Genomic DNA, 15,030 nt, shown 5'->3' with positions numbered 1-15,030 from the left:
TCCCACCCCCTTTGAGGGGTTAAGGCTCCCAGTAGACGACTGGGTTGATAGGCCGGATCTGGAAGCACCGTGAGGTGTGGAGGTGACCGGTACTAATAGGCCGAGGGCTTGTCCTCAGTTGCTCGCGTCCACTGTGTTGGTTCTGAAACCACGAACAACCGTCGTAGCCTTTTGGTCACGGCTCCGGTTGACAGTTTCATAGTGTTTCGGTGGTCATAGCGTGAGGGAAACGCCCGGTTACATTCCGAACCCGGAAGCTAAGCCTTACAGCGCCGATGGTACTGCAGGGGGGACCCTGTGGGAGAGTAGGACGCCGCCGAACAAATTTTGAGAAAGCCCCCGTGCCATTGGCGCGGGGGCTTTCTGCGTTTACGGGGCGGAATTCAGGCGGGCCGCCTGGCGGGTCAGGTGGTTGCGTTCGGGGAGCGTCGGGGCTTGTTGTGCGGCCTTCGCGTAGAGGCGGGCGGCTGTCGTGCGGTCGCCGGCGCGCTCGTGGAAGTAGGCCGCCACCGCTGTGTGGCGGGGCAGCGAATCGTCCAGCTCCGCCAGTGCGGCCAGACCGGCCTGTGGTCCGTCGGCCTCGCCCACCGCCACAGCGCGGTTGAGGCGGACCACCGGGCTATCGGTGAGAGCGGCGAGTTCGTCGTACCACTCGACGATCTGGACCCAGTCCGTCTCCTCGGCCGTGAACGCGTCCGCGTGCAGAGCCGCGATCGCTGCCTGGGCCTGGAATTCGCCGAGGCGGTCACGGGAGAGGGCTGTCTGGAGGATGCCGATACCCTCCGCGATCATCGATGTGTCCCAGCGGGTGCGGTCCTGGTCCGCCAGCGGGACCAGGCTGCCGTCGGTCGTGGTGCGGGCCGGGCGCCGGGCGTGATGCAGGAGCATCAGGGCCAGCAGGCCCGCCACCTCGGGGTGGTCGATCGTGGAGGCGAGCTGGCGGGTGAGGCGGATGGCCTCCGCGGCGAGGTCCACATCGCCGGAGTAGCCCTCGTTGAAGACCAGGTACAGCGTGCGCAGGACCGTCCCCACATCGCCGGGCCTGTCGAGACGGACCTCGGAGACCGTGCGTTTGGCGCGGCTGATGCGTTGCGCCATCGTCGCCTCCGGGACCAGGTAGGCCCGGGCGATCTGGCGGGTCGTGAGGCCGCCGACCGCGCGCAGGGTGAGCGCGACCGCCGAGGAGGGAGTCAGGGAGGGGTGCGCGCACAGGAAGTAGAGCTGGAGGGTGTCGTCGGTGGTGGGGGCCGGGCCGGGGAGGGGTTCCTCCTCGACCCGGTCCTCTCTGCGGCGCCGGGCGGTGTCCGCGCGGGTGGCGTCGACGAAGCGGCGCCAGGCCACGGTGATCAGCCAGCCCCGGGGGTCCCGGGGCGGCTCGGTGGGCCAGGAGCGGACCGCCTCCATCAGGGCGTCCTGCACCGCGTCCTCGGCCGCCGCGAAATCTGCTCCGCGGCGGACGAGGACGGCCAGGACGCCCGGAGTGAGGCTGCGCAGCCGTGTCTCGTCCAACGGGTCCATGGGAGAGGGGACTACTCCGTGATGGTGGGCGGGGCGTGCAGGAACGGGCGGAGCTCCAGCCACTCGTGGATCGGCTCGCCGCCCGCGCCCGGCGCCGCCGACAGCTCTCCGGCCAGCTCGACCGCACGCTCGTACGTGTCGACGTCGATGACCATCCAGCCGGCGATGAGGTCCTTCGTCTCGGCGAACGGGCCGTCGGTGACGGGCGGGCGTCCCTCACCGTCGTAGCGGACCCAGGTGCCCTCCGGGGCGAGGGCCTGGCCGTCGACGAACTCGCCGGACTTCTCCAGGCGGGCCGCGAAGTCCTGCATGTACTGGATGTGGGCCGTGACCTCCTCCGGCGTCCACTGGTCCATGGGCGCGCAGTTCACGGGTTCCGGGGCGCCCCGGTAGTGCTTCAGGAGCAGATACTTCGCCATGACGGTCTCCTCGGTGCCGGTGCGGTTGCTTGCGTTCATAGCAGGGACGGAGCCGGTCGCGGGTTCTCGACATCGGCGCGGAAAATTCTTTTCGGGCGGCCGTCCGGCGACTCTAGAGTGCGGGCATGGACTTCGAGGTGCGGGCGGTGCGGGCCGACGAATGGGCGGCCGTGAAGGAACTGCGGCTGGAGGCGCTGCAGGACGAGGCGGCGCCGATCGCGTTCCTGGAGACGTACGAGACGGCGCTCGGCAGGCCGGACTCCTTCTGGCGCGACCGGGCGGCCGGGGCCTCGCACGGGACTTCGGCCCGGCAGTTCGTCGCGGTCGCGGACGACGGGCGGTGGCTGGGGACCGTCGTCGCGCTGGTCGAGGAGGCCGGGACCGATGACATCTTCGGGTGGTCCATCGAGGAGCGGCAGGCGCAGATCGTGGGCGTCTACGTGCGTCCCGAGGCCCGGGGCGGCCGGGTGACCTCCGAGCTGTTCTCGGCGGCGTGCGCGTGGGCGTACTCGCTGGAGGGGCTCGGGCGGGTGCGGCTCCACTTCCACCAGGACAACGCGCGGGCCGAGGGCTTCTACCGGAAGTTCGGCTTCGTACGCACCGGAAGGGCCGTCCCCAAGCCGGACGACCCTTCCGAGGTCGAGTACGAGATGGTGCTCGACAAGGTCTAGCGGTACGGGCGTTCGGCGCGGGCCGTGCGCAGGGCGTGGGCCCACCAGTCCAGCTGGTCGAGCAGGACCTTCGCGGCGCCGGCGGCGCCCTCGGGGTCGTGGGCCGGGCCGTCGGCGGCGAAGTGGTCGGGGTTCACCTTGTGGAAGCTGACGCTGTCGCGGACCGTGACGCAGTGCAACTCGGCGAAGACCAGGCGGAGTTGTTCCACCGCGCGCAGGCCGCCCGCCACGCCTCCGTACGAGACGAAGCCGACGGGCTTGGCCCGCCACTCCGTGAAGTGCAGGTCGATCAGGTGCTTCAGGTGGGCCGGGAAGCTGTGGTTGTACTCGGGGGTGATGACCACGTAGGCGTCGGCGTTCTCGATGCGGGCGGCCAGGTCGGCCTGTTCCGGGGTGCGTTCGTGGCCCCAGTTCGGGTGGACCTCCGGGAGGTTCAGGGTCGCCACGTCGATGATGTCGAAGTGGGTGGTGGGGGCGTGTGCGGTGGCCTGGGCCGTGAACCAGTCGGCCACCGTCGGGGCGATGCGGCCGTCTCGGAGCGAGCCGATGATCACGGCTACGCGGAGTGGGGGGTGGTTCTGGGTGCTGGGGTCGGTCATCTTTCTGGCTCCCTGGGATGAGGTTCTTAGGGGGTTGTCGTTGGTGTTGCGTCAGGGGTGCTCTGCGCTGGAGGCTGTGCCCACCCGTTCCTCCCCCACTGCCTTGAGGGCGTGGGGGGACCCCCTGCGGAACGCCTGCCCGCAGCAGTGGGGGCGAGGAGGACATGGGTGAGCAGGGCCAGGGCTGTCATCAGGGCCGTCACCGTCCACAGGGTCAGGTGCCAGGCTCTGGTGAGCTCTGCGGTGAGGAGCAGGGCGCCGAAGACTGTCAGGGTCAGGGCGCCCGTGGCGCCGCGGATCGTGTTGAGGAAGCCGGAGGCCATGCCGACCTCCGATGGGGCCACCAGGGACATCGCCTGGGCGTCGATGATGCCGATGGAGAGGCCCTGACCCGCGCCGATCGTCAGCAGGGGGCCGGCGAGGGCGGGCACGGGGATGCCGGGGTGGAGTGTCGTCAGCCAGGCGTTGCCCGCCGCTATCAGCAGCAGTGAGAGCACCAGCAGATGGCGGGCCCGGACACCGCGGTTGACCAGGCGGGCGCCGAGCGGGGGCAGCGCCAGGACCGGGGCCGTCATCAGGAGCAGGGTCAGGCCGGCGGCGCGGGCCGTCGTGCCGTTCACGCCCTGGAGGTACGTCGGCAGGAAGGTGAGGACGCCCGTGGTGCCCGCGCCGAGCGCGAAGGAGCCGACGGCCCAGCCGGCGAAGGCCGGGTTCCGGGCCAGCCGCAGATCCAGGATCGGGCGGCCCCGGCCGGAGCGGGCCAGCCCCTGTTCGACCCGGACGAAGGCGATGAGGAGGGCCGCGGCGGCCGTCGCCGGGAGCAGCGTCCACGGGGAGGTCCAGCCCGCCTTCGAGCCCTGGGTGACGGCGAACAGGGCCAGGGCCAGGCCCGCGATGAACGTGGCCGCGCCCGCCCGGTCGACCCGCGGCCGCACCTCGGCGCGGGACTCGCCCAGCAGGCGCGAACCGGAGAGGATGACGGCGCCCACCGCCGCGTACGACAGGAACGTGGCGCGCCAGCCGAGGGCGTCCACCAGCCAGCCGGAGAAGGTCGGGCCGAGGGCGAGGCCGAGGCCCGCCGTGGTGCCCAGTGAGGCGAAGACGCGGGTGCGGGCCGGGCCGGTGAAGGTGGCCGCGAGGAGCGAACCGCCGCTCGCCATCACCCCGGCCGCGCCCAGGCCCGACAGGATGCGGGCCGCGTCCAGGAGCAGGATGTGCTGGGCACCCGCCGAGGCCAGGGTGCCCGCCGTGTAGAGCGCGGCGCCCGCCGTGAGGATGCGGCGGCGGCCGTGGAGATCGCCGAGCGAGCCGGCGACGAGCATGCACGAGGACGCGGCGAGGAAGTAGCCGACGACGACCCATTGCAGCGCGGCGCCGGAGGCGTCCAGGGCGGTGCCGATGCGCGGGAGCGCCACCGTCGTGCCGGACATCGCCATCGGGAGCGTGAACATGCCGAGGAGGACGACGAGGAGGGTCGGTGCGGGGCGGCTGCCGCCGGGTTCGCGGGCCGTCCGGACCTGGGGTTCGGTTGCCATGCCGGTAAAGTACAACTGCAGTTGTAGTTAGTGCAACGGTCGTTGTACCTAGGGCGCAGGCCCTAGGTACGGCACGGCCTAGGCTGGGAGTTGAGCGGAGGAGCGGAGCATGGCGGAGCAGGTGGCAGGGGCGCGCAGGGGCACGGTCGAGAAGCGGCAGGCGCTGCTGCGCGGCGCGCGCACCGTGTTCGGGCGCGAGGGGTACGCGCGGGCGGGCATCGACGAGATCGCCGCCGAGGCCGGGGTCTCCACACGCACCCTCTACAACCACTTCGGCGGCAAGGAGAACCTCTTCCGCGAGACCCTGCTCGACAGCGCCGCCACCGTCACCGCCGCCCATGTCACCCTGATCGAGCGGCACTTGGGCAAGGTCACCGACATCGAGGCGGACCTTCGCGCCCTTGCGCGGGAGTGGATGGGGCGGCGCGGCGAGCACGCCGACCACATGCTGCTCGTCCGGCAGGTCGTCGCCGAGGGGCCGCATCTGCCCGGCGACGTCGTCGACGCGTGGCAGCGGACCGGGCCGCTGGCCGTGCGCGAGGCGGTGCGGGAGGCGTTCGTGCGGCTGGGCGCGGAGGGGCTGCTGGCCGTCGACGAGGGCAACTCCGGTGAGGCCGCCCGGTATTTCACGCTGCTGATCGCCGGGTCCGTCACCGTCGACACGTTCTTCGGGGCCGTGCCGATGGGCGGGGACGAGATCGACGCGCGGGTGGAGAGCGGGGTGCGGGTCTTCCTGCGGCTTTTCGCCGGCTCCGGGGACGCCGGCTCGCGCTGATTACGGCAGGGGCAGCGGGAGTTCGGCGTCCGGCCAGCGGGTGCGGCCCTGTTCACGGGACCGGAGCAGGGCCAGGGTCTCCAGGCCCCGGTCCGCTCCGGTGGTCAGCAGCTCCGGCAGTTGGGGAAGGGGAGCCACCGCCGCGACGTCGTCCAGGACGAGCGTCATTGGTGGGTCGAGCCGGCCGGCAGGTGACCGTTCGGCCATGCGGCGGCCGTGCTCGACCACGCTTGAGGCGAGGGCCGTCAGCAGGGGCATCGCTCCGGGATTTCCCTTGGGGTCCTCGATGGGTTCACCCACCACATAGAGCGTGCCCCCTTCGGCGATGAAGGAATCCAGCGTCAGCGCATCAGTTCGGTTCGGGGTGCAGGCGTCGCGGATGTGCACGGTGAAGAGGGAGGACAGGGCGCGGGCCGTCAACTCCTGCGCCATGTCGCGGCGTTCCGGGTGCGCCGTGAGCGCCGCCTCCAGTTCGCCCGCCGTGCCCGAGGTCGCCTTCGGGTTGGTCCGCAGGATGCGTACCGCTTCCTGGACCTGGCTGCCCTGGGCCCAGCGGTGGACGTGGCGGAACGGTTTGCCCTCGATCGCCGCCGCGTGCAGATAGCTGCGCAGCAGGGTGTCGGCCGTTTCGGCCAGGGCCGAGTCGAGTTTCGCCGTCGGCCTTATCGGGGCCAGCAGGGCGATCGCCCGGTCCGCCGCCGTCGTGCGGTTCTCGCAGCCCGATGCCGGGTTCCAGTGGAGGCGGGCCGGGGTGTCGCACAGGTGGGTGGGGTCGTAGAGGAGGACCGGGCCCAGTTTGGCTCGGGCGTCTTTTGTCTCCTGCCAGACCGTGGGGGACGACGTGATCACCAGAGCCGGGCCCGCTGCCTCTCGTACGGCTTCGATGGCCAGGGGGTGGCGGTGGGACGGGGGGCCCAGGTGGAGGGGGGTCCGGGGGAGCGGGAGGGGGGTTGCCAGGGGGGTGGGGACGGGGGCGGGGGCGGGTTCGGGTGTGAGGGCGGGTGCCGGTTCGGGGGTGGCTGGGGTTTTCGGGGTCGCCCCCTCCTCCCCTTCCCGTCCCGTCCCTGAGGGCTTCGCCCCCGGTGATTCCAGGGGGGTGGGCTGGGGGGTGGGGGCGGGTGCGGGCTCGTCGGGGTGCTCGCGCAGTTCCCCGCGCCCCTTGCGGGGCTTCTCGTGCAGGGCGTCCTCGCGTTCCCGGCGGCGGACCGCTCGCCATCGTGCCAAGGTGCCTGCCGTGAAGACCGTCAGGACCAGGAGGATCATCACCTGGCCGATGAACAGGCCCCAGAACAGGCCGTAGCCCGAGAGCTGGGCCGCGGGGGTGTTCGGCCAGGCGCCCGTGATGTCGTGCGGCTGGCCGATCAAGTGGCGCATCGCCAGGGGGGTGTGGGCGAACGTCACGTCGTCCGGCCACGCGCCCTTGGCGAACAGGCCCGCCAGGCCCGTCGCCGTCCACACCAGGATCGTCATGCCCAGCAGGAACGCCAGTACGCCGATCAGCAGGCCGTCGGGGATGCCCCGCTCCCGCTCTCTGTCGTCGCGCGCCATCGTCACGCCACCGTGGACTCGGACGTGTCGCCCAGGCGCTGTTCCACGAAGGCCGCCGCTCTTTCCTCCGCCTCCAGTTCGGCGGCGCGCATCGCGTCGTCGCCCAGGTGGTCGTCGGAGGACTCGGTCATCGCGCGGTCCGTGAAGACCAGGGGGCGCTCGGTCTCGGTGACCAGGTGTTTGACCACCTGGACATTGCCGTTCACGTCCCAGACCGCGATGCCGGGGGTGAGCGTGGGGATGATCTCCACCGCCCAGCGCGGCAGGCCGAGGACTCTGCCCGTCGAGCGGGCCTCGTCCGCCTTCTGCGCGTAGATCGTTCTGGTCGAGGCCATCTTCAGGATCGCCGCCGCCTCCTTCGCCGCCGCGCCGTCGACCACGTCGGACAAGTGGTGGACGACCGCCACGAAGGACAGGCCGAGCCGTCGGCCGAACTTCAGCAGACGCTGGAAGAGCTGGGCGACGAACGGGCTGTTGATGATGTGCCACGCCTCTTCCACCAGGAAGATGCGCTTCTTGCGGTCGGGGCGGATCCAGGTGTGCTCCAGCCAGACGCCGACGATCGCCATCAGGATCGGCATCGCGATGGAGTTGCGGTCGATGTGGGACAGGTCGAAGACGATGAGGGGGGCGTCCAGGTCGATGCCCACCGTCGTCGGGCCGTCGAACATGCCCCGAAGGTCACCGTCGACCAGGCGGTCCAGGACCAGCGCGACGTCGAGGCCCCAGGCGCGTACGTCGTCTATGGCGACGTTCATCGCCTCCGCCGACTCGGGTTCCGGATGGCGCAGCTGCTCGACGATGTCGGTCAGGACGGGCTGGCGCTCGACGATCGTCTCGTTGACGTAGGCGTGCGCGACCTTCAGGGCGAAGCCGGAGCGCTCGTCCAGGCCGTGGCCCATCGCGACCTCGATGATCGTGCGGAGCAGCGCGAGCTGGCCCGTCGTCGTGATCGCGGGGTCGAGCGGGTTGAGGCGGATGCCCATGTCCAGGGCCGCCGTCGGGTCGAGCCGGATGGGAGTTATCCCCAGCTCCTGCGCGATGAGGTTCCATTCGCCGACGCCGTCCTCGCCCTGCGCGTCGAGGACCACGACCTGGCGGTCGCGGAACCTCAGCTGCCGCAGGACGTAGGTCTTCTCCAGCGCCGACTTGCCGTTACCGGACTCGCCCAGGACCAGCCAGTGCGGGGCCGGAAGCTGCTGCCCGTACAGCTGGAACGGGTCGTAGATGTACCCCTTGCCGGAGTACACCTCACGCCCGATGATCACGCCCGAGTCGCCGAGTCCGGGCGCGGCCGTCGGCAGATAGACCGCCTGGGCCTGGCCCGTCGACGTCCGCACGGGCAGCCGGGTCGTCTCCACCTTCCCGAACAGGAAGGAGGTGAAGGCGTCCGTGAGCATCGACAACGGATCCCGCATCAGCGCGCTCTCCCTCTCTACCGTCGGATGCCGGTGGCGAACGGCAAGGTGTTCACGAACGCCCGGTGGTGCTCACGGTCGCACCACTCCAGCTTCAGATACGACTTTCCGGCCGAGGCGCGGATGGTGCGCTTGTCGCGGGCGAGGGCGTCGGGGTTGCGGGAGGAGACCGTGATGTAGCCGACGAGGTTGACGCCCGCCGCGCCGCTCGCCAGGTCCTCGCCGCGCTGGTCGAGGCGGCCGTGGGCGGCGATGTCGCGCGGGTCGACGGTCCGGTTCATCTTCGCGGCGCGGGACGCCTCCGCGTCGTCGTTCGTCTTCTCGGTCAGCATCCGCTCGATGGCGACCTCGGTGGGTTCGAGGTCCATGGTGACGGCGACCGTGCGGATGACGTCCGGCGTGTGGACCAGGAGCGGGGCCAGGAAGTTGACGCCGACCGGCGTCATCGGCCACTCCTTCACCCAGGCCGTGGCGTGGCACCAGGGCGCGCGGGTGGAGGACTCGCGGGTCTTGGCCTGAAGGTAGGTGGGCTCCATCGCGTCCAGCTCGGCCGGCCACGTGTTGCGCTTCGTCATCGCCTGGATGTGGTCGATGGGGTGGTCCGGGTCGTACATGGAGTGCACGAGGGAGGCGAGCCGGCCCTGGCCCAGCGGCTGGCGTACGCGGATGTCGGCTTCCTGGAGCCGGGAGCAGATGTCGGTCAGCTCGCGCGCCATGACGACGGCGAGCCCGGCGTCCCGGTCGATCTTCCGGCCGGACTTCGGGCGTGAGGCGCGCGCCATCGCGTTGGCCTCGGCGGCCAGCTCGCGCGTGTAGTGCATGCAGGCCACCAGGTACGCGCGGTGCTGCTCGCTGCTGGTCGACACCATGGACTGCAACTGGTCGTACGACTCCTGGAGCCAGCCCAGCGCGCGCTCGTCACCGCGGATGGCGACGTCCTTGGCGTGCGCGTCCGGGTCGGCGGGCAGGGTCCGGGCGAGCATCTGGAGGCGGGTGACGAAGCCGTCGCCGTTCGCCACGTGCTTGAGCAGGGTGCCGAAGCGGTCGACGAGGGCTTCCTGGTCCTCGGAGTCGCGCAGGCCGACGCCGGGGCCCTCGATCTCGATCGCCGCCGTCACCGTGCGCCGGTCCGCGTGCAGCAGGACGGCGATCTCGTCGGGGCCGAACGGCGCCGCGAGCCAGGTCAGCCGGCCGATGCCGGGCGGCGGCCCGATCTCGACCTCGCGCCCGTCGAGCCGGACGCCGGCCTCGGTGGCCCCCGAGCGGTAGGCGGAGCCGCGCTTCAGCTGCCGCCTGTAACTGCGGTTGATCTCGAACCACTTGTAGAAGGTGCGGTGCCTGTACGGGACGTAGACCGCCGCCAGGGCGAGCAGCGGGAAACCCATGAGCAGCACGATGCGCAGGGACAGAACGGGGACGAGCAGCCCGCACATCATGCCGAGGAAGGCACCCGCGATGATCAGGAAGAGCTCTCCCGACTCGCGGTTCCTGCCGACGATCGCGTTCGGCCGCGCGCGGCCGATCAGATATGTACGGCGGGGCGTGACCGGAGGGGACACGTGGGACTGGGTCGTCAACGCCCTGCACCTCCTTGCCGATTGCCGTTGTCACTGGTGGAGCCGGTCGTGCCGGTGTTGCTCCCGCGGTTGCCGGCGTGCGGGGTGTTCGTGGGACTGGTGCGCGGCGGGGGTGCGGCGGAGGGGACAGTTCCGCCGCCGCCCCCTGCCGCGCCCTGCCGCGAGCTGTGCGCGGCCACCCCGCCGGACACGGGGTTGGCGGGACGGGCCTGGCTCGCGCCGCCACCGCCGCCGCCGTCCTGACGGGCGCTGTGGGTCTTGATGCCCTGGGAGACGAGTGCGGCGGGCGAGGTGAAGGCGGCGGCCGCCTTGCCCTCCGCGCCCTGCATGATCCGGTTCTTGCGGACGTTGGCCATCTCGTCGCCGAAGCCGGGGACGAAGCGGTAGATCATGCCGCTGGCGAAGATGGCGAGCAGGATGATGGCGAGGCCGGAGACCACCGCGGCGAGCGAGTCCGGGCCGCCGGCGGTGGTGGACAGCGCTCCGGCCAGGCCGAGGACGATCACGATCACCGGTTTCACCAGGATGACGGCGACCATGATGCCGACCCAGCGGCGGACGTGGCCCCACAGGTTCTTGTCGACGAGTCCCGAGTACACGACGACGCCGAGCAGCGCGCCCACGTAGAGCAGGACGGCGCGCAGGTACAGCTCCAGGTAGAGCACGCCGGCCGCGACGATGGAGACCAGCGACACCACGATCAGCATGATCGGGCCGCCGCCGATGTCGTCGCCCTTCTTCAGCGCCTCGGAGAACGTGCCGAAGAACGCGTCCGTCTGATTGCCCGTCGCCTTCGCCAGCACGTCCGTCACGCCGTCCGTCGCGGAGACGACCGTGTAGAGGATCAGCGGGGTGAACGCGGACGCCAGCACCGTCAGCCAGAGGAAGCCGACCGCCTCCGACAGCGCCGTGCTCAGGGGGACACCGCGCACGGCGCGCTTGGCGACGGCCATCAGCCACAGGACGAGAGTCAGGATGGTCGAGGCGGCGAACACGACGGCGTACTGCTGGAGGAACTTCTCGTTGGTGAAGTCCACCTGCGCCGTCTTCTGCACGGCTTCACTGAGCTTGTCGACGGTCCAGGAGGCGGCGTCGGCGCAGCCCTTGGCGAGGCTGGAGAGGGGGTCCAGGGGGTTGGAGGTGGTGTCGAGAGGGGAGTCGCCGCCGCTCGACCCGGATCCGCTGCCGCCTCGTTCGCAGTAGTTCTTGGCGGGTCCTCGGATGAGGTCGCAGGGGTCGTTGTCGGGATCCGGCGCGGCGACGGCATGCGTCGCCAGCAGGATCGCCCCGGTCTGGACGACCGTGATCGCCCCGGCGAGCGTGAGGGTGCGGCGGCGGCTGCTAGCGGGCATAGGTGAACCCTCCGTACTCCTCCACGGCCTTGGCCATGTCGTCGGCCGTGGAGGCCCGCTGGTCGCGGCCCACGGGGACGGGCCCGTCCTTCTGCGTGAAGTCCTCGACCTTCCAGTCGCCGTTCACCCAGTGCAGCTTGTAGCTGTTGGTGTACCAGCTCTCGGAGACCGGATTCGTGGTGCTCTCACCGGCCAGGCCGAACAGGGACGAGTACCAGATCGAGACGGTCGCCGTCGTGTCCTGATAGGCGGTGGTCTTGGTGCCCACGGGGATGATGCGTGAGACGAACGTCGTGCCGGTGGGTGCCGACCCGTCCTTGTTGAGGCCGATGCCTGTCAGGAAGCGCTCGCTGGAGTAGACCTTGTCGAGATCGGCGCGGCGGGCGTTGGCGGCCGCCGCGGTGTAGACGGCGTCGACGATCCGGTCCCGCTTGGCCTTGTCGAACATGTCGGCGGAGCCGAGCTGCACCGCATAATTCGCCGCAGCCGACTGCGCCCCCTGCTCGTCATGGGCGAACCCCGTGCCCACCGGCTTCGTGCCGGTCGGGGACGTGGGGGAGGAGCCCGCGCCGGAGGCGGAGGTGCCCTTCGAGCCCGAGGACGAGTCGTCGTCGCCGCCCCGGTTGGCGAAGGCGATGGCCGCGATGAGCAGCACCACGACGCCCACCACGGTGACCAGCGACCGGGACGAGGAACGGCCCGGTCTGCGCCCGCCCCCGTACCCGTCGGGCCCCTCCGGGAGCCGCGTCCGGGTCTGGCCGGTGCCGCCGTAGAGGTCGTCGTCCCCTTGCCGGCCGTCGAGACTCATCGCGGGCACGCCCCCTCAACCTTGTGCTGAACCGCCGCATACGCCAGCGCCACGTACGACGGTAGCTGTGCTGGTTCCCGCGCGGGCGGGGTGTGGTGACTCGGCATCAGGGGGACGCAACCTCAGTCGGTGGGCACGACGGGACAAGTGGGACAGGGGTGAAGAAGAGGTAACCGAACACGGTCGGCCCGAAACTGACGAGACGTGAGCCGGGCTAGACGGCCATGCCGTACACGATCGTGAAAAGGGTGCCGAGCGACCCGATGATGAAGACCCCGGTCAGCCCGGCGATGATCAGGCCCTTGCCCTGCTCCGCGCTGAAGGTGTCGCGCAGTGCCGTCGCCCCGATCCGTTGTTTGGCCGCGCCCCAGATCGCGATCCCGAGGCAGAGGAGGATGGCCACGGCCATCACCACCTCGACCATCACGCGTGCCTCGTTGCCCAGGCTCCCGAACGGGCCCCAGTCGGGGGCGATCCCGCCGATGATGGTCGTGATGTCGCCTTTTTCGGCTGCCAGCAGCATGTGTAACTCACCGCCCCAAGTGGGTAGTTCTGTCGCCTCCGCCCCAGCGCAGAGGTCAGACCCATTCTTCCTCAGAACCGCGCGCATGCCTGCCGACTTGGCGCCATTCGTTGGCCGAGTTTCTACATTTCTACGTTTCTTGTGGTGCGCGGGATGCCGGTGGGACGGATCCGTATACGAAGAAACGTACGGTTACTCTATGTATCACGTGTGATTACGTGGAGCAACGAGCGCATGGCGTCGGGGGCGGGCGGGTGTGACGCACCACCGGTTCGCGGGGACCGGTGCCGGGGAAGGCTCCCCGCCTACACTGTGGCCTCGGTGGACTCCCGTGCGGCGAAGGGCGGTTGACGGTGCGTAAGGCGTGGATCGTCGCGGGTGCGGGGGTCGCCGGAGGGACCGGGTTCGTGACCCTGCTCGTCGTGGGGACGTACATGGTGGCCGGAAACCTCACGAACGGGGTCGGGCAGGGCGCCGTCGGGCTCGCCAAGGGCGCCGTTCCGGCCGCCTACCAGTCGCTGGTCCAGAAGTGGGGCAATCTCTGCCCCGCCATCAATCCGGCGCTGCTCGCGGCCCAGCTCTACCAGGAGAGCGGGTTCAACCCGAACGCCAAGTCGCCGGCCAAGGCGTACGGCATCGCGCAGTTCATCGAGGGCACCTGGGCCGCCCACGGGGTCGACGGGGACGGGGACGGCGACAAGGACATCTGGGACCCGAACGACGCCATCCCGTCCGCCGCCTCCTACGACTGCAAGCTGGCCTCGTACGTGAAGGACGTGCCCGGCGACGTCACGAAGAACATGCTCGCCTCGTACAACGCCGGCGCCTACGCCGTCATCAAGTACAAGGGCGTGCCGCCCTACAGCGAGACCCAGAACTACGTGAAGACCATCACGACCCTGGAGCAGAGCTTCGCCCGGCCCGTCGGGCGGGTGCAGCCCTCGCAGCAGGCCGCGGCCGCCATCACGTACGCGCAGAAGAAGCTCGGCACGGAGTACCTGTGGGGCGGGAACGGGACGGCGGACCAGGGCGGGCGGTTCGACTGCTCGGGGCTCACCCGGGCCGCGTACGACACCGTGGGGATCCGGCTGCCGCGCGTCGCCAACGACCAGTACAACGCCGGGCCGCATCCCAAGCGCAGCGAGCTGCTCCCCGGTGACCTGGTCTTCTTCTCGGACGACCTCACCAACAGCCGTGCCATCCGGCACGTCGGGATCTATGTCGGGGGCGGGTACATGATCGACGCGCCGCGGCCGGGTGCCGTGATCCGGTTCGATCCCGTCGACACGCCTGATTACTTCGGTGCGACACGGGTAACCGAGGATGGCGCGAAAGCGGTGCCCAGTGCGTCGCCGGAAGTGTGACGTGGCCGGAACTCTCCGTTAACCCCAGGCTCTGAGCTGCGGGTTCGTGTCTCTCTTCGATAACGTCTGCGTGATCATTCGGTGGAATGTGGAACGTAGTGAGTGAGGGTGTGCGTTCCTCTTTCTGAACCGAATGAAGTCCACGGGGGTGGCCGACACCGGGTAGCACGCAGATGATGAAGGGGCCGCTGAGCTATGGCTGGACTCGAGGCACTCGCAGCACTCGAGACTTCCGGGTCGAACCCTGACGTCACGCTGCTCTACGACATCAACGGCCTGGCCGCGGACGCGCCGGGCTGGTTCGACCGCACGATGGAGTTCGTCGGCGAGTACGGGATTCTGCTCGGGCTCGTCCTCGTCGTGCTCTGGACCTGGTGGGGGGCGCGCAAGCGGGACACGCTCGACGACGCCGCCTCCTCGGTCGCCGCCGTCGTGTGGGCGCCGCTGGCCGCCGCCGTCGCCGTGCTGGTGAACGTGCCGATCCGCGGGTTCGTCGAGCGGCCTCGGCCGTTCAAGGACCATGACGGGCTCACCGTGCTGGTGGACGGCAAGACCGACTTCTCGTTCGTGAGCGACCACGCCACGCTGGCCATGGCCATGGGTGCGGCGCTGTTCGTCGCTCATCGCAGACTCGGGTTCGCCGCGATCGGGCTGGCCGTTCTCGAAGGGTTCTGCCGGGTCTTCATGGGCGTGCACTATCCGACGGACGTCGTCGGCGGGTTCGCGCTCGGTACGGCTGTCGCCCTGCTGCTCTCGCCGCTCGCGTCGGCGCTGATCACTCCGCTGGCCCGGGTCGTCGGGCGGACCGGGCGGCTCTCCCGGCTCGTCTGGGCGCCGGGGGCCGCGCCGGCCGCTCTGGAGATCCCGGGGGCCCGGGGGGCCTCGGAGGACCCGGAGGAGCGGGATCTCGCCGCTTAGGCGGC

14 protein-coding genes and 2 rRNA genes are annotated in these 15,030 nt (G+C 70.4%); 6 read left to right on the top strand and 10 right to left on the bottom strand.

Annotated features, from left to right (window positions below; genetic code table 11):
- A 23S ribosomal RNA gene (locus tag K377_RS23945) occupies positions 1–116 on the top strand; the annotation flags it as partial.
- Positions 117–205: 89 nt separating this feature from the next.
- Positions 206–322 (top strand): 5S ribosomal RNA (gene rrf, locus K377_RS23940).
- Between the two features lie 47 nt (positions 323–369).
- On the opposite strand, the gene K377_RS23935 is transcribed toward rrf, so the two are convergent.
- Both K377_RS23935 and K377_RS23930 read right to left on the bottom strand, forming a co-directional pair.
- Positions 370–1,509: an RNA polymerase sigma factor gene (locus K377_RS23935; RefSeq protein WP_111665560.1), complete on the bottom strand. Its 1,140-nt coding sequence runs from the start codon at positions 1,507–1,509 to the stop codon at positions 370–372.
- A 20-nt stretch (positions 1,510–1,529) separates the two neighbouring features.
- Entirely contained in the window at positions 1,530–1,937 is a 408-nt protein-coding gene (locus K377_RS23930) for a YciI family protein (protein WP_111665559.1), read from the bottom strand.
- 125 nt (positions 1,938–2,062) lie between these two features.
- Here K377_RS23930 and K377_RS23925 point away from each other — a divergent pair, with 125 nt between their 5' ends.
- Positions 2,063–2,608 (top strand): GNAT family N-acetyltransferase, encoded by a 546-nt coding sequence (locus K377_RS23925; protein WP_111665509.1) that lies wholly within the window; start codon positions 2,063–2,065, stop codon positions 2,606–2,608.
- Here the strand turns inward: K377_RS23925 and K377_RS23920 are convergent.
- Together K377_RS23920 and K377_RS23915 are read right to left on the bottom strand one after the other, a co-directional pair.
- Complete coding sequence (locus tag K377_RS23920) at positions 2,605–3,207, bottom strand: NADPH-dependent FMN reductase (RefSeq protein WP_111665508.1); 603 nt, start codon at positions 3,205–3,207, stop codon at positions 2,605–2,607. The two genes, K377_RS23925 and K377_RS23920, sit on opposite strands and share 4 nt — an antisense overlap.
- Before the next feature lie 26 nt (positions 3,208–3,233).
- Complete coding sequence (locus K377_RS23915; RefSeq protein ID WP_111665507.1) at positions 3,234–4,742, bottom strand: MFS transporter; 1,509 nt, start codon at positions 4,740–4,742, stop codon at positions 3,234–3,236.
- A 109-nt stretch (positions 4,743–4,851) separates the two neighbouring features.
- On the opposite strand from K377_RS23915, the gene K377_RS23910 reads away from it, so the two are divergent.
- Positions 4,852–5,517, top strand: a complete 666-nt coding sequence (locus tag K377_RS23910) for a TetR/AcrR family transcriptional regulator (RefSeq protein ID WP_111665506.1) — start codon at positions 4,852–4,854, stop codon at positions 5,515–5,517.
- Here K377_RS23910 and K377_RS42375 read toward each other — a convergent pair whose 3' ends face one another.
- From K377_RS42375 to K377_RS23880, 6 genes are all read right to left on the bottom strand, one after another.
- The gene (locus tag K377_RS42375; protein WP_237551653.1) at positions 5,518–7,065 is read right to left on the bottom strand and encodes a type IV secretory system conjugative DNA transfer family protein; all 1,548 of its coding nucleotides are present in this window, start codon (positions 7,063–7,065) and stop codon (positions 5,518–5,520) included.
- 2 nt (positions 7,066–7,067) lie between these two features.
- Positions 7,068–8,483 (bottom strand): ATP-binding protein, encoded by a 1,416-nt coding sequence (locus tag K377_RS23900; RefSeq protein WP_111665504.1) that lies wholly within the window; start codon positions 8,481–8,483, stop codon positions 7,068–7,070.
- Positions 8,484–8,500: 17 nt separating this feature from the next.
- Positions 8,501–10,060, bottom strand: coding sequence for an SCO6880 family protein (locus K377_RS23895; protein WP_111665503.1), 1,560 nt, complete (start codon positions 10,058–10,060; stop codon positions 8,501–8,503).
- The gene (locus K377_RS23890; RefSeq protein WP_111665502.1) at positions 10,057–11,412 is read right to left on the bottom strand and encodes a hypothetical protein; all 1,356 of its coding nucleotides are present in this window, start codon (positions 11,410–11,412) and stop codon (positions 10,057–10,059) included. The genes K377_RS23895 and K377_RS23890 overlap by 4 nt, the downstream gene beginning before the upstream one ends.
- A complete protein-coding gene (locus K377_RS23885) occupies positions 11,402–12,220 on the bottom strand; it encodes a hypothetical protein (RefSeq protein WP_111665558.1) in 819 nt (272 codons plus the stop codon). Before K377_RS23885 ends, K377_RS23890 begins: the two co-directional genes overlap by 11 nt.
- Positions 12,221–12,434: 214 nt before the next feature.
- The gene (locus tag K377_RS23880; RefSeq protein WP_111665501.1) at positions 12,435–12,743 is read right to left on the bottom strand and encodes a hypothetical protein; all 309 of its coding nucleotides are present in this window, start codon (positions 12,741–12,743) and stop codon (positions 12,435–12,437) included.
- Between the two features lie 353 nt (positions 12,744–13,096).
- Here K377_RS23880 and K377_RS23875 point away from each other — a divergent pair, with 353 nt between their 5' ends.
- Positions 13,097–14,107: a bifunctional lytic transglycosylase/C40 family peptidase gene (locus tag K377_RS23875; RefSeq protein ID WP_111665557.1), complete on the top strand. Its 1,011-nt coding sequence runs from the start codon at positions 13,097–13,099 to the stop codon at positions 14,105–14,107.
- A gap of 195 nt (positions 14,108–14,302) precedes the next feature.
- The gene (locus K377_RS23870) at positions 14,303–15,025 is read left to right on the top strand and encodes a phosphatase PAP2 family protein (protein WP_111665500.1); all 723 of its coding nucleotides are present in this window, start codon (positions 14,303–14,305) and stop codon (positions 15,023–15,025) included.
- Positions 15,026–15,030: the final 5 nt, after the last annotated feature.

Origin of the sequence: Streptomyces sp. PsTaAH-137 (assembly GCF_003259365.1) — a bacterium.
Classification (GTDB): domain Bacteria; phylum Actinomycetota; class Actinomycetes; order Streptomycetales; family Streptomycetaceae; genus Streptomyces.
Note: the sequence above shows the minus strand (reverse complement) of the source record. Positions and strands in the feature narration are given on the sequence as shown.